Source organism: Oceanobacillus phoenicis (genome assembly GCF_047238145.1).
In the GTDB taxonomy this organism is placed as follows: domain Bacteria; phylum Bacillota; class Bacilli; order Bacillales; family Amphibacillaceae; genus Oceanobacillus.
Genome location: NZ_JBDFME010000001.1, coordinates 1611245 through 1625658 on the forward strand (window position 1 = coordinate 1611245; position 14414 = coordinate 1625658).

12 protein-coding genes and 1 pseudogene are annotated in these 14414 nt (G+C 34.4%); 7 read left to right on the forward strand and 6 right to left on the reverse strand.

The annotated features are described in order from the left end of the window. Positions 1-51: 51 nt before the first annotated feature. Positions 52-1572 carry a sodium:solute symporter family transporter gene (locus ABC346_RS08115; RefSeq protein WP_413234376.1) on the forward strand — a complete coding sequence of 507 codons (1521 nt, stop codon included), beginning with the start codon at positions 52-54 and terminating at the stop codon, positions 1570-1572. Between the two features lie 69 nt (positions 1573-1641). On the opposite strand, the gene ABC346_RS08120 is transcribed toward ABC346_RS08115, so the two are convergent. From ABC346_RS08120 to ABC346_RS08135, 4 genes and pseudogenes are all read right to left on the reverse strand, one after another. Next, entirely contained in the window at positions 1642-2262 is a 621-nt protein-coding gene (locus tag ABC346_RS08120; protein ID WP_413234377.1) for a hypothetical protein, read from the reverse strand. Between the two features lie 12 nt (positions 2263-2274). Continuing rightward, entirely contained in the window at positions 2275-3819 is a 1545-nt protein-coding gene (locus ABC346_RS08125) for a T7SS effector LXG polymorphic toxin (RefSeq protein WP_413234378.1), read from the reverse strand. Continuing rightward, entirely contained in the window at positions 3819-4163 is a 345-nt protein-coding gene (locus ABC346_RS08130; protein ID WP_413234379.1) for a DUF3958 family protein, read from the reverse strand. The genes ABC346_RS08125 and ABC346_RS08130 overlap by 1 nt, the downstream gene beginning before the upstream one ends. 74 nt (positions 4164-4237) lie before the next feature. Continuing rightward, positions 4238-4501, reverse strand: a pseudogene (locus tag ABC346_RS08135) (TIGR04197 family type VII secretion effector); the annotation flags it as partial. 217 nt (positions 4502-4718) lie between these two features. On the opposite strand from ABC346_RS08135, the gene ABC346_RS08140 reads away from it, so the two are divergent. The 4 genes from ABC346_RS08140 (at position 4719) to ABC346_RS08155 (ending at position 9505) form a co-directional block, all read left to right on the forward strand. After that, positions 4719-5048, forward strand: coding sequence for a hypothetical protein (locus ABC346_RS08140; protein WP_413234380.1), 330 nt, complete (start codon positions 4719-4721; stop codon positions 5046-5048). 142 nt (positions 5049-5190) lie between these two features. Then, positions 5191-6768 carry a glutathione ABC transporter substrate-binding protein gene (locus tag ABC346_RS08145; RefSeq protein ID WP_413234381.1) on the forward strand — a complete coding sequence of 526 codons (1578 nt, stop codon included), beginning with the start codon at positions 5191-5193 and terminating at the stop codon, positions 6766-6768. Between the two features lie 245 nt (positions 6769-7013). Further along, on the forward strand, positions 7014-8612 hold the full coding sequence (locus ABC346_RS08150) for a BCCT family transporter (RefSeq protein ID WP_413234382.1): 1599 nt from the start codon (positions 7014-7016) through the stop codon (positions 8610-8612). Positions 8613-8938: 326 nt separating this feature from the next. Continuing rightward, a complete protein-coding gene (locus tag ABC346_RS08155; RefSeq protein WP_413234383.1) occupies positions 8939-9505 on the forward strand; it encodes a sigma-70 family RNA polymerase sigma factor in 567 nt (188 codons plus the stop codon). A gap of 164 nt (positions 9506-9669) precedes the next feature. Here ABC346_RS08155 and ABC346_RS08160 read toward each other — a convergent pair whose 3' ends face one another. Continuing rightward, positions 9670-10386, reverse strand: coding sequence for a DUF6612 family protein (locus ABC346_RS08160; RefSeq protein ID WP_413234384.1), 717 nt, complete (start codon positions 10384-10386; stop codon positions 9670-9672). Positions 10387-10809: 423 nt separating this feature from the next. Here ABC346_RS08160 and ABC346_RS08165 point away from each other — a divergent pair, with 423 nt between their 5' ends. Then, on the forward strand, positions 10810-11490 hold the full coding sequence (locus ABC346_RS08165; RefSeq protein ID WP_413234385.1) for a ribonuclease YeeF family protein: 681 nt from the start codon (positions 10810-10812) through the stop codon (positions 11488-11490). A 41-nt stretch (positions 11491-11531) separates the two neighbouring features. On the opposite strand, the gene ABC346_RS08170 is transcribed toward ABC346_RS08165, so the two are convergent. After that, complete coding sequence (locus tag ABC346_RS08170; RefSeq protein WP_413234386.1) at positions 11532-12449, reverse strand: TetR/AcrR family transcriptional regulator; 918 nt, start codon at positions 12447-12449, stop codon at positions 11532-11534. 297 nt (positions 12450-12746) lie between these two features. Between ABC346_RS08170 and ABC346_RS08175 the strand changes: the two genes are divergently transcribed. Next, positions 12747-14279: a DHA2 family efflux MFS transporter permease subunit gene (locus ABC346_RS08175; RefSeq protein ID WP_413234387.1), complete on the forward strand. Its 1533-nt coding sequence runs from the start codon at positions 12747-12749 to the stop codon at positions 14277-14279. Positions 14280-14414 lie beyond the last annotated feature (135 nt).

Genomic DNA, 14414 nt, shown 5'->3' on the forward strand with positions numbered 1-14414 from the left:
GCTTGATTGTCTGGAATAAAATCTACCCAAAGGGAACGAAGGAGGATACGAATGCTGACAGATAATCAAACGACTCTTGCGTGGATCATCGGAGCATGTATGGTCGGTTATTTTTTGCTCATCACTTGGTTTGGTAAACGTGGAGCTAAATATAGTCGTTCCATGAAGGGTTTTTCCATTGCTAAAGGTAAGGTAAGTCCATGGATAATTGGAATTAGTTTTGGAGCAACCTATTCTAGTGCTAATTTATTTATAGGTGTTCCTGGCTGGGCGTATATGTATGGTACATCTGTACTTTGGTATACATTAGGATGTTTTGGAGTCACATGGATTGGCCTATTGCTTATAACGAAAAAGTTTTGGAAACAGGGTCAAAAGAATGAAGGTAGTTTAACACTACCACAATGGCTAGGCAATCGATATAATAGTAAAGCCTTACAAGTGATTGTAGCGTTATTAATTCTATTTAACATCTATTATATTGTTGCCCAAAACGTAGGATTAGCAACGATGTTTGAAACAATTATAGGAATTCCATATTATTGGGGAATCCTGTTTGGAGTCACATTGACAATTTTATATATTAGTATGGGTGGAGCGTATGCACAATTGATTACAGATGGGATTCAAGGTATTGTGATGTCCGTTATTTCCGTTCTACTTTTTATCTCTCTTTTCTGGACAATTGGAGGAGGATGGGGAACTTTAGACAACCTAACTGGACAATTAAATAATGCTGATCCTGCATTAACTGCTCCGACTGCTGCCGGTAGTCCATTTTATAGTGGGTTCGCCATCATGGCAATACAATGGTTTTTGCTTAGTTTCGTTCTTCTCCCACAATTAATGAATAAAGTATTATCTGTTGGGAAAAAGGAAGATCTTCGTAAATTTACATTATCGGCAGGAGTAACATTATTTTTCTTATCTACTTTCTCTGTGTTCGCTGGTTTAGCAGCAAGAGTTCTAATTCCAGGTTTATCATCATCCGATAGTGCCGTTCCTGCATATGTATTGGAGTACTTCCCTACAGTATTGATTGTACTGATTGTGGTTGGTATAGTATCTGCTATTCTATCAACAACAGATAGCTTGTATCTAGGAATCACGACTAGCATAGGAAATGACATTTATAAAGTAATTGTCGCTCCTTTGCTTTATAAAAACAAAGATGTATCAGCGAAGCAAATCGACCGGAAGGCAGTCCGAGTAGCCCGAATTGCGTTGTTTATTATCGGACTACTTTCGTTATATATGTCCTTTAATCGACCAGAATCTCTTTCGTTATTGCTACAGTTTGGGACATCGGCAATTATTAGTGGTGTAGTTGCGCCGTTAACATTAAGTTATTTCTGGAAAAAAGCAAATCGTGTTGGGGCAATTGCTTCAGTAATCGTCGGGGCGAGTAGCTTCATGATTCTTACTGGTTTTGGGATTCAAGACCATGTTTTTACCGCATTGCTATATAGCTCTATACTTGGCTATGGAGTTATGATTGCTGGAAGTCTGTGGGCAGAACATGTGAACAGTCATCGGAAAGTTAAACAAATTGAACAACAACAAGTTTTGTAAATAATGGAGTTAAATAAAATAAATATCCGAACAAACTCTCGTTGATGAGTATGTTCGGATATTTATGTATTATTTTTCCTCTAATTTTTGTTTTTCAAATTGCCTTAGTTCATCTACGAATGTTACGAAGTTATCTGGAGTAAGTTTTTTCACATCTGTGCCTTTTCCGCCATGTTTCTCAATGGTTCCGTCTTCATATTGTAACCATAGCCTCCAACTGTAACCATCCTCATATGTTTCAGCGTCTTCAAATGTATAATCTTCTTCCCAGTTTTGTATATCATGTTCTGCTAATATGTCGTATACTTCATCAGCTCTATTTACCTTGGTTACACCGTCTTGTGCACGTAACCCCCTACGACTGATAATAGGATTTTTATAGATTTCATTATTTTTAATATCAATAGCAATTGCTTGATAAGGAGCGTCTATTTTTGTTTCGTCAAAGAAAATTTTGATCACATTTTCTAAGGGTTGCGTTTCAGTAGCTTCTGGTGCCTTTTCAATATTTTTAAAGTCATAGATATCTACTTCACTCATGTTATCATCCTCGCCTTCATCTACTCTATTTTTATCTTCTGTATTATCTGGATCAGTTGTGTCGCTCCCGCTAGTTCCTTCTGACTGTTGACAACTTATTAAGAAAATGCAGGCTACGATAAGTAGTAGGTATTTAATAGATTTGGACATGTGCTCCCACCTTTAATTCATGTTATTAAGCATTTCATCCATGTGTTCTTTAGAATTTGGCAAGAATTCATCAACACTGTTTAACTGCTTATCTTTGAAATCAGAGTCTTCGAGCATGTAAGCTGCGTAGTAACTTGCAAACCCTTCTTTATTTGGTTCATTGATTCTTTCTTCTGAATTCTCATCTATCCAATAGGAATTGTCGTGGTGTCCCCATTTGCCAACAATTTCATTCACGGTTACGCCACCATATACATCAGATGCGTTATTATGTTCATCTGCTTGTAATTCACGAGATATTTGTGTCTGTACTTCACTATATAGCGTTTCTTCTTCAGCTGTTAACGAAATGTTGGATGGACCTTCATAAATAAATTCCTCTGTAATATTATTTACCATAGCTTGTTTTTCCGCTGAAGAGTACTCGTCATATTTAGAATCTTCAAGTCTATTGTTAATTCCGATCTGTATTCTGTTTGATACATCTCCATGCATATGATTTGCTAATGTTTTACCATCTGATGTGTAATAATCGGAGTAAAATCCATCCATACCATTCTCTACCCCATGGTTATAATCAATAGCATGGCCTAATTCATGAAAAAAAGTAAAGTATGAACCTCTGGCATTTGTACGATCCTCAATTATACTACCCATTGTGATGCTATTATCACTAGACCGGTAGAATGCTCCACCACCTGCTTCAGGATCTGCAATAGTCACTTCGTCTAAATACTTTAAAGACATCGTGCGATAAGGTTCTTCTGAGGTATACATAAGAAACTTAATTTCTATTTGATCTTTGTCTTCAAGAGGGGAGAGAAAATCATTTGTTTGATCTACATACTGACTATTAGATTCTTCATATTTAATGATCTCAATTAATTTATCTTTATCCTCTGGATATTGTTGAAGATATTCTGCGTAGTGCTCTTCTGCTTTTCGAGTGTAATGAATATCATCTATTGTGGAAATCCAACTTAAATCCATTCCTTTTGTTTGAAAGGTACCATTATCGCTGTTGAATCCATTTCCGTCTTGCACTTGTTGAAGTCCAGCCATAACTGCTTTAGCAAGGCTTAGCGCTGTGTCAAAGTTACTACTGGATCTCGAATTATACGTATAGAGATTCTCTAATTTCTCTTGGAGTTTTTGTTTCATTCGAATATAAATTTGAATCATCATGGTTTGAAACGGTAGAACAACTGTAGTGTCACGTAAAGCTTCAATACTTTTATCAATTTCTTGAATTTGTTCAATTACTTCTTGTTCAATGACGTCCGTGGTTGCTACTTGCGCTCGGAATTCGTTTGGATAATTATCATTTTGACGAATGAGTTCTTCACAAAGGTAGATGATTCCTTGAGCTAGGGGAAGGTATACGTCAGTGAGATAAGATTTTGCTGAACTATATGTTTTCCCTTGTAATAGCAAAGCTCTATTAAAAGAATAAATAGAAGATCGAACTTGTTCCATTGATTGGATAATCTCTATACATATTTTGTTCATACTATTCCTTTGCGTGTCTGTTTCTCCTAGATACATATTAAGACTCATTATTTTCCCTCCATGTGAAGCAACTTTCGTTGATACATTAAATCCTCTTCAAACATATGAAGCTCTTTTTTCTTCTTTAATAATTCAACCCGTCTTTCATGAAGTATTTCTGAGATTTTACGTGTGAAATGATCAAGTTCACTCTTGTCATTATCAAAAACATTACTAAGTTCCTTGTCTTTGTGCCATGAATATTTTAGCTGGTTAAACAACCGACTATTTCGTTTTATTATTTCTGCTAAATCATTCTCTTCATTTTCTATATCTGTAATCGATTTTGTAACAGTTTGTTGCTCTTCTTGTACTTGAGATATTTTTTTATTTATTGCATCCACCTTGTTCATGTTTATCAACCTTTTTTGGCATTATTATATGTTTTTAGGTCATTCATATATTCACTAAAGAAAAAAGGACCTGCAAAACCATTACCAAGATCATCATCTAATCTTTCAAAATCGCTAGCTACGGATTGTATATTCTGGATGGTCGTTTGGAAGGATTGATTGAATAATTGAGTTAATTGTATTGCCTCTTCATTTGCCTCTTGTGCTATTGTGTTTATAGATACAGTGGTGTTGGTCGCTTTGAGGATTGTTGTGTTGGTGGCGTTAGAGATTGAATCAGAAGCATTTTGCATTTTTGTTGCGATTTGTTCCGCACTTGCAAAGCTGCTTATAAACAATGGGAATCACTCCTATTTTAACTATTCTACACTTCTGCATTTATTATTGAGTATAGTTATTATTTATTATTTTCAGTCTTATTATAGCAATAGAAAATCTTTTTTCAATTGAAACTAGATAAATTATACTAAAACCATGCTAATTACCTAAAATTGGTTTATTTATATTCGGATTAGGAAAAATATACTATATTAAATGTGGGCGGGAGGTGTAAAGATGGGGATGAGTCAAAACAATGATAGCAATCAAATAAAAGTGGAAGATGAGATACAAGAGATTACCAGTGTTACGTACAAAAGTGTGATGAAAGTAGTGGCATACTTGTATTTTCCATTTTTCTTATTGATTATAACGATCATGTTATTTAGATTTAGTGATTTGAATGAAGATTTTTCATCCGTATGGGATGGGCTTTTATCTATATTTTTAATGATTGGATGGTTACTTGTTTTTTATGTTTTAATTTCACTTATCATGGCATTTTTCTATAATTTTTTTGCTAAGAAATTCGGTGGATTAGAGATTCGAATGAAGGATAAGGACTAATTCGAATAAGCAGCTAATAATATTAATCATTTTCAGGCATATCTCTTTAATAGGGGTATGTCTTCGACTATAATAAACCTTAGTATTCTTATGGGGATTATAAGTTTCTGTGTATACAACAAGATAGAACGGAGTGGGGATAATGAAAAAGAGTGTAATGATTAGTTTATTATTATTTATTGGAATAGTATTAGCCGCATGTTCAGATGAAGGTAGTTCGAATGAGGAATCGAGTAATAATGAACAAAATGAAAACAACCAACTAAATGTAAGTTTGGCAGCAGAGCCAGTATCGTTAGATCCACATGCAGCGAATGATGGAAATTCGTTATATGTAATGAATGCGATGTATGATACATTAGTGGAACAAAATACAGATTTAGAGATTCAACCAGCATTAGCAGAAAGTTTGGAACAGATTAAGGATACTGTCTGGGAAGCGAAATTGCGAGAAGGTGTTACGTTTCATGATGGAAGTACTTTTAATGCAGAAGTTGTTAAAGCAAATTTAGATCGTGTGCTTGATCCAGAAATTGGGTCTCCATTAGCATTTTTGTTCGATATGATTGAAGAAGTAGAAATAATTGATGATTACACCGTACATATAAAAACGGAATATCCTTTCTCTGCATTGCCATCTCACCTGGCACATCCAGGTGGTCATATGATTAGCTTAGAATCAATTAATAAAGATAATGAAGCAATTGAAAACGGGGAGCAACCTTTTACAACTATTAATGATCACCCTGTAGGTACAGGATATTTTCAATTTGAAGAAAGATCAATAGATGGTGAGATTAGCCTTGCTAAAAATAACGAGTATTGGGGAGAAGAGGCTGGTGTAGATTCCGTTACCTTTCGTTCTGTACCTGAGGATCAAACACGTGTAGCAGAGATTCAAACTGGTAACTCAGATATCATCTATCCAGTGAATGCAAATAATGTAGAAGAGATTGACACCAATGAAGGAACATATGTCAAACGATCAGAAAGTGCGAGCATGACCTATGTTGGTTTTAACGTTGAAAGAGAACCTTTTACAGATGAAAGAGTTCGTCAAGCAATTGCAATGACTATCAATAAAGATGAAATCATTAATGGTACAATGAATGGAATTCCAATACCGGCGGAAAGTCCACTTGCTCCAACTGTTTTTGGACATAGCGATCGATTGCAACCAATTGAACAAAATGTTGAAGAAGCAAAAGAGTTATTAGCAGAAGCTGGTTATAAAGATGGATTTGAAACAACAGTTATCGCTTACGATACAACTACAAGTGATATAGCAACCGTAATTCAATCAAATTTACAACAGATAGGCATTCAAGTGGAAATTCAAATGACGGAAATAGGTAATTATCTTGAGGTTACTGGTAATGGTGGAGCTGATATGTTTGTCGGTAGCTGGGGCACTGTAACATTGGATGCAGATTATGGATTGTATCCAATGTTCCATTCGGCAAATGCAGGAAGTCCAGGGAATCGCTCCTTTTATGCAAATGAGGAAGTTGATGACTTATTAGAAAAAGCAAGACAAGAAGGAAATGATGAAAAAAGACTTGAATTATATCAAGAAGCACAACAAATCATTATTAATGAAGCTCCAATCGTTCCACTTTATCACTCGGTATTACTAGCAGGTTTGCGTGATGAAGTACAGGGCTTTTATCAGTTTCCAAGTAGTTTTCCTTATTTACGTGATGTGACAAAAGAAGAATAGCAATTAGGTTTTTGATTATTCCCGAACTTACCTGAATATGGTAGGTTCGGTTTTTTCTTAAGCGAATAATTAGTGCGTATTAATGATTGGATAATAGGAATAAACGATGAATCTGGCTCTAAATACAGAGTTTATAAATTTGGCAAATAAAAAGGAACCTTCTACTTATAATAGCTTTTAAATATGTTTATTCGATTGGTCTATGTGGTAAACACAGTTGAATTTAATTTAGTGGAGGTACTACCATGAGTAAAGATAAAAGTTCAAGGAAAGGACTTATAGATTATAAGATTTTTCTACCTGCTATTATTATTATTATAGGAATTAGTATTCCATTGTCTTTGTATGAAGATGAATCTTTGTCACTTTTAAATTCCATATTTAATACAGTAGTAGATTCTTTTAGTTGGGGATATCTGTGGTATGGAATAATATTACTCATTGCTGGATTGTATTTTTCATTTTCAAAATATGGGAAAGTTGTATTAGGAGATCCGATGGAAAAGCCTCGTTTCACATTATTTGAGTATGCTTCTATTTTAGTTGCAATGGGTTTAGGATCAACAATTATGCGCACATCAATGATAGAATGGGGAAATGTGGCAGTAAATCCACCGTTTGGAGCAGAGGCTGGTTCAGATGCTGCAATTCTATGGGGCAGTGCATACAGCATGTTCCTTTGGAGTTTTCAAGTATTTGCAGTATTTGTAATGGCTGCGCCAGCAATGGGATATATTTTACATGTTAAAAAACGGCCAATGATGCGTATATCTGAAGCGTGTAGAGTTTTATTTGGTGACCGATTTACTGATGGAATCGGTGGTATAGTGCTAGATATTTTATTCTTAATTAGTATCTTATCAGGTGCCGCCGTTACATTAGGTTTAGGAGCACCGATTGTTACCTATAATTTAGCAGAATTACTAAATATAGAGCTGTCGTTTGGTTTAACACTCGTTGTCACTGTTGTTTGGGTATTGCTATTCTCTATTAGTGCCTACCTTGGTATAGAAAAGGGGATTAAGCGATTAAGTACGTTGAATATGTACTTAGCTGGAGCATTCGCATTATTTATTATGATTATTGGTCCAGGAGTATTTATTCTTAATTACTTTACAGATACGGTTGGATTTTTAATTTCTAATTATGCCGATATTTCTTTTCATACAAATGCTTTGGGAAATGGAGAAGCGACACATATTGAAAGTAATACTATTTTCTGGTTTGCTTATAATGCTACTTGGGCAATGTTACACAGTGTGTTTGCTGCAAAAATATCTAAAGGGCGTACGATTAAGGAAATGATCTTGACGTACCTTCTTGCTCCAACAATGATTTCTTGGATTGCATCAGGAGTATTAGGAGGATTAGGTGTATATAAATATGTAAATGATGAAGTTGCGGTCTTAGATATTATATCTAATCAAGATCCGATGGCGGCGATACCAGCAATTTTATCGTCCTTACCGTTAGGAAATATAGTGTTAGTTGTATTTATCATAATCGCTATGATTTTCTTAACTACAACACTTGATTCAACAACATATACGATTGCATCTTATGCAGGAACGGAAAATATGAGTAAGGCGGAACCTTCAAGAAATTTACGTATTATAGTAGCAGCTATTATTACAGTTGTAGCACTTATTTTAATGCGAATTGGTGGTTTAGCACCACTAGAAGTTGTTTCTGGTCTTATGGGTCTGCCGATTATCTTTATTCAGTTCCTGACGATATACGCTGCTAAAAAAATGATGGATAAGGATCGTGCATGGATTACGAATGTTAGAGAAGAAGATAAGAAGAATTATGATAGGAATAAGGGTAAGAGAAGCCACGACTAAATTATTGCTGCACAAAAAACCGGACGATGAATTAATCATTAAACTTCGTTCGGTTTTTTTGTATGCATTCAAACCACACCTGCCATTTGTCCAATGTAAAGCGTCAAAAGACCCCTTCCTATCACATATCGCTTAAAATAAAATTATATCTTAACTTGCTAAAACTACCGTAGATATCCAATTTTATCTATTGTAGATGGAAGCAAAATTGAAAAATATCCTTAAAATATAGCTTTTTCTACTAGTAAAAACATTCTTAGCAACAATGCAAATCTAAAAGCTGTTAGCTATGATAATAGTACTTTATATTTACTGGAGGGAAAAAGATGAAAGAAAACTGGGATTTAGAGGAATTTCTCAGGCAAAATGAGCGGAGGATATACTACCAAATACATCAATTGCAAATCGACGACAAAGATGAGGAATATTTTCAAGAAGGTCTGGTAGCAATGTGGAAAGCATATGAAAACTATCAACCAGATAAAGGACCACTTTCCACATATATGAATTATACGATTCGAAATCGACTCATTGACACAATTCGAAAAGGGGGGAAAGAGAAGGATCGGTTGGAAAAGTTCAAATATCAATATCAAGTAGATTTCACACCTGGAAACTATCGTAATCCTTCTGGAGTTAGTCATATATTAATAGACAAAGAGATGATAGCTGGAAGTGATCTGGACTTAGATAGAGAAATTTGGAAAGTAACACGTAGTTTACTAACTGAAAAAGAATGGAAGTGGGTCCGTTATTATGTAATAGAGGGTATGTCTCAACAGGAAATAGCCGATCAGGAAAAAGTAACATTAGTAGCTGTCAAAGGGTGGGCAAGAGAAGTGAGAAAGAAACTTAGGTCGGTGGGCTGGGAGAATTTTAAAAATTTCTTATAATTGGTGCACATAAAAGAGGATTATTTTTACCTTAGGTTGCGTATATATGAGATAAGCATGGTGAAGCAGATTTGGAAGGAAAGTAATACACTCCCTGCAACGATGTGCTTCCATAAATAAAGCCGACTATCAATCGTTGGTAATCGGCTTGTGCTTCATCCATATTAGGAAGCAGAATCTTTCACTTCCTCAGGGATCGTGATTTCTTCCACTTCATTAAATTTGTTGTAATCCATGTGAATATCCATCGTAACTTTTCCTGTTTCCTGATTATCTGCTGCAATATCATACTGTAATGCTTGAACGGTATGGTCCTCTTTGTTTATTAAAATGACTAGTTTTTGTTTTACATCATCATCAACATTGAATCCTGTTAGCTCTACATTGAAGGGACTTGCTAACGTATCATAGATTTCTCGATTGAACCCTTCAAATGAAAGTTGATATGTACTATCTTGTTCTGTGAACTCCGTATGCTCTTGTACTTGATCAATAATATTAAGAATATCTTTGTAGGATGGTTCAAATTGTATAGCGTCTTGTTCGATCTGTTGGTAGATCCATTCCACATCACCTTCATTAATATAACTATCTTCACCAACCATATATCCTTCTACGGTTGATTCACCATTCGACGTTGTTGATGTGAATACCTGATGCAATGCTGCTGGATTTTCGACGATAGTTGCATTTCCTTGTACGGAAGAAGATTCATCTCGAAATTCTGTCTTAACATCGATTGCAATTCCATAATCAGTAGCATAACTTTCTATTGTATCTTCTGTTTCTAGTGTTTTCTCAACAATATCTTCCTTATTTTCTGAACACGCTGATAAGAATAAAATAATTGTAAAAAATAAAAGCAACATCAATCTTTTCATGACTTCACGTCCTTTAAGAATCATCGTGCTAAGTATACTATATGGGTCTAAAGGTGTCTATTATTATTGTATAAACATATGGTAGGATATTATAAAGGGGAATTTTCGGACTATAATGTAATGAATACATTAAAACCTCGATGACGATCTTCTTTAGATTATATTCAGATAACTTTCCACATTAATAATATTACGCTGTGCATCATTTTAACTGTAGATACTTAAAGGTTGTTTGCACAACAGTCTCCTATGTGAAAAGAACTATTTTGATAAAAATCACCCCAAATATTTTAGTTCAATTGATTTAATTATCAGAAAACCGCTTATCTTTTATGGTAACTTTCATTATAATAGTAGTAGAATGATTTGCATGAATGTCAAAGAAATTGTATAGAGGCGTTCATCAAAGGTGGTGTGTTAGATATGAAAACAATGGATATTAAACAACTACATACACAAATCGATCAAACGCAATCTATGCTGAACCAATCTCGTGAAAAGCTTGATGAAATGAAGAAAGCTGTTGAAAGTTTATTGGAGTCTGAAGAGATATTTACAGGGGAAGCAGCTGAATCAGTACGTACATTCTATCGTGAGACACACTTACCTTTACAGCAATATGTACTGGATATGATTGAGAATTATGATGCGAATTTAAGAAAAATAAGAATGAATTTATATCAAATTGAGCCTAGTGATAATGGCTGGATTGATGAAGATTTTTTACGTAGAGATGTAGAGCAATCATTAAAGAAGGCTGGTAATGTGACCATGTCACTCACGGACTCCGTTAACCGTAGTCTTTCTTCCATAAGAGATATTGTATCTATTCCTAATTTGGATGATCAAGAATTTCATGAAAACATTAGAAATTCAAGGAGACATGTTTTAGATACAGTGGACAAGATGTACGATTTTGATCATAATGCTTCAAATATCTTAAATAACCAGTTTGTAGATATAAAAAACGTAAATAAATATATGTCTGAATTAAATGGATTGCTTACCAATCGAGATATAAGTGTAGGTACGTATGAAGCGAAGCAGTTATTTCATTATGAGTTTCATCAGGAGTTCATAGAGCGTTTGAAGAGACAAGGATAAAAATCCCATTTATAGTGAAAAACGCTGTCCAACAAGTGAATTTACGACTTGTTGGACAGCGTTTTTTTTGATGCGAGATTTTCCATATAGTAAAGCAAGGTCAATAGATGCCGTGCATTGTTTTCGTTATCAGATCCTTCAAATGCATGAATTAACGATTGGATAACACTCTCTAATAAAAATATCCTTGGTTCTTTTGTTTCTATTTCCTCATACAAAAAATCAATAAAGTGACTCGTTTTTGGTTCACTTTCACGATCTGTTTGTTGTTCTAGACTTGTTAATATTTGTCTCATTTCGAACTTGTATTCTTTTAAAGAGCCATTTGGTTTTGCTATATAAGGATAAAAATATTCCGTTTGGAAAAGGATAGGCTTATCATTTGAATGGGTACGGATAATATTGTCTAACTCGGTTAAAGAGAAGTTAATAATTGTCTCTACATCCATAGTACGGGGTCTTACATCGTACAAAACCTTGGAAGTAAAATGCAAATTGCCAAGTAGACTAACAGCATAATCGTAAGCATGGTTTTTAATAAAATCGCCGTATATAGAAGTCAATCGTTCTGCAATCCAAACGATTTCCTGTAAATATTGTGTTTTGATATACATATGAAGTTCATCATCTTCTGTGGAACTAGTAGGTAATGATGAAAATAAAGCAAGTAAATTATGCTTTTTATCAATATGAAATCTTACCGCAATTTGTTTAATAAAAACAGATTTATCACTCGCTTCTTTTGAAGCTGCCAAATGTTTTCGTTCATAAACTACTTCTTCTCTTATTAGTTGTAACAGCTCGATTAAACACTCATTTTTAGAGGTGAAATAGTTATAGAATGTACCTTTTGAGATAGATGCCACATCCAAAATATCTTGAATTGAAGTAGAAGTGAATCCTTTTTTTATAAATAATGATTGAGCAGCATCAATAATTTGCTTTTTTTTATGATTCATCAAATCGATCCTTATCTAAAAATTTTATAACGTCAGTATAATTTAATTTTATCTAAAAAACTTTGATCTATCAACTTTAATAAAATTTAACAGAAATAAGTATTGCATTTTTTGAACTATGGGTATAAAATGAAAAAAGTTTCTTAAAAACGGATGAGTACTCAATTGATAGAATAATTGGGTAAATGATATTTTCCTATATTTATACTGTCAGTCTAGATGATTGAGTAATGAATTTGTTTCAAAAGATAATAACTATTATTAATAGGATTTATATAAAAGAAAGAAGGTATAATGATGACGGATGTGGAATCACTTCATAAAAAACCGCCTTACGGTATGATTGCTATATTATTTATTGGTGCATTCGTTGCAATTTTAAACGAGACTTTGCTGAATGTTGCATTACCATCCATTATGAACGAGTTTGAAGTTAGTCCAACTGCTGTACAATGGTTAACAAATGGTTATATGCTCGTTAATGGTATATTAATACCTGCAAGTGCATTTTTGATTCAACGTTTTACTAATAAAAGTTTATTTTTAACGGCAATGTCGCTATTTACAATCGGAACAGTATTAGCAAGTATATCACCAACATTTGCTGTTCTGCTTATTGCAAGATTAATACAAGCAGCTGGTTCAGCGGTAATGATGCCATTACTTATGAACGTTATGCTAACTGCATTTCCAATCGAAAAACGCGGAACTGCGATGGGAACATTCGGTCTTGTAATGGTCGTTGCACCAGCTCTCGGCCCAACATTATCTGGGTGGATTGTAGAGCACTATGACTGGAGAACTTTATTTGATATTGTTATTCCGATTGCATTACTATCATTAGTTATTGGAATGTTCAAGTTGAAGAATGTAACTCCTCAACGTGAAATTAAGCTGGATGTATTTTCAATTATATTATCTAGCTTTGGATTCGGTGGATTATTATATGGATTTAGTTCTGCTGGAGAACAAGGTTGGAGCAGTCCATATGTATATGGAACAATTATAATTGGTGTCATTTCTGTGATTGCTTTAGTTCTACGCCAATTAAAAATGGAAGAGCCTATGCTACAGTTTAAGATTTTTAAATACCCAATGTTTGCATTATCTTCTGCGATTTCGATTGTATTAGCAATGGCACTTTTTTCCGGAATGATTCTATTGCCATTATACGTGCAGACTGTTCGCGGATTTACACCATTTGAAGCCGGATTATTAATGCTACCTGGAGCACTCGTAATGGGGTTCATGTCTCCAATTACGGGAAGACTGTTTGATAAGTTTGGTGCACGTACATTAGCGATTCTTGGATTGTTAATTACGATGTCAACGACTTACTTTTTTACTCAATTGGACTTGGAAACCACATTTGGACAAATGATGCTTGTATTTGCGATACGTAGTTTCGGTATGTCGATGGTAATGATGCCAGTAATGACAAACGGTTTAAATCAGTTGCCAATGCATGAAAATCCGCATGGTACAGCGATGAATAATACCTTACAACAAGTATCAGGTGCGATTGGCTCAGCTCTACTTATTACAATTATGAATAATCGCACAGAGACAAAAGCTGAAGAACTTGCGCAATCTGCAATGAATAGTATAGATCCAAGTCAAATGCCATCCGAACAAGCGATGGCAGCTATGGAAACAGAGATTATGAATGAAGCAATGCTTCAAGGAATTAATTTTTCATTCTTTATTTCTCTATTAATTATGGGGATAGCTTTAGTGTTATCTTTCTTTATCCGTAGAATTGGAACGGATGGTAAAATGATTAGCAAGAAAAAGCTACAAACTCAAAATAAAGCAGAATATAGTTCTTGATATTATTTCTCGCTAGTATTTAAAATACTGAGCATTGTCACATCGGTGATGATGCTCTTTTTTGTGGGGGGAATTTCCTTATTTGAGATAAAATATAGGATAATTCTGCATGAAAAATCGCTTCCTGGTTCATAA

Coding starts and splice junctions, on each gene's coding strand:
- ABC346_RS08165 (WP_413234385.1), top strand. CDS start 10,810: ATGAAAACAATGGATATTAAACAACTACATACACAAATCGATCAAACG.
- ABC346_RS08125 (WP_413234378.1), bottom strand. CDS start 3,819: ATGAGTCTTAATATGTATCTAGGAGAAACAGACACGCAAAGGAATAGT.
- ABC346_RS08170 (WP_413234386.1), bottom strand. CDS start 12,449: ATGAATCATAAAAAAAAGCAAATTATTGATGCTGCTCAATCATTATTT.
- ABC346_RS08115 (WP_413234376.1), top strand. CDS start 52: ATGCTGACAGATAATCAAACGACTCTTGCGTGGATCATCGGAGCATGT.
- ABC346_RS08120 (WP_413234377.1), bottom strand. CDS start 2,262: ATGTCCAAATCTATTAAATACCTACTACTTATCGTAGCCTGCATTTTC.
- ABC346_RS08155 (WP_413234383.1), top strand. CDS start 8,939: ATGAAAGAAAACTGGGATTTAGAGGAATTTCTCAGGCAAAATGAGCGG.
- ABC346_RS08140 (WP_413234380.1), top strand. CDS start 4,719: ATGGGGATGAGTCAAAACAATGATAGCAATCAAATAAAAGTGGAAGAT.
- ABC346_RS08145 (WP_413234381.1), top strand. CDS start 5,191: ATGAAAAAGAGTGTAATGATTAGTTTATTATTATTTATTGGAATAGTA.
- ABC346_RS08175 (WP_413234387.1), top strand. CDS start 12,747: ATGACGGATGTGGAATCACTTCATAAAAAACCGCCTTACGGTATGATT.
- ABC346_RS08130 (WP_413234379.1), bottom strand. CDS start 4,163: ATGAACAAGGTGGATGCAATAAATAAAAAAATATCTCAAGTACAAGAA.
- ABC346_RS08160 (WP_413234384.1), bottom strand. CDS start 10,386: ATGAAAAGATTGATGTTGCTTTTATTTTTTACAATTATTTTATTCTTA.
- ABC346_RS08150 (WP_413234382.1), top strand. CDS start 7,014: ATGAGTAAAGATAAAAGTTCAAGGAAAGGACTTATAGATTATAAGATT.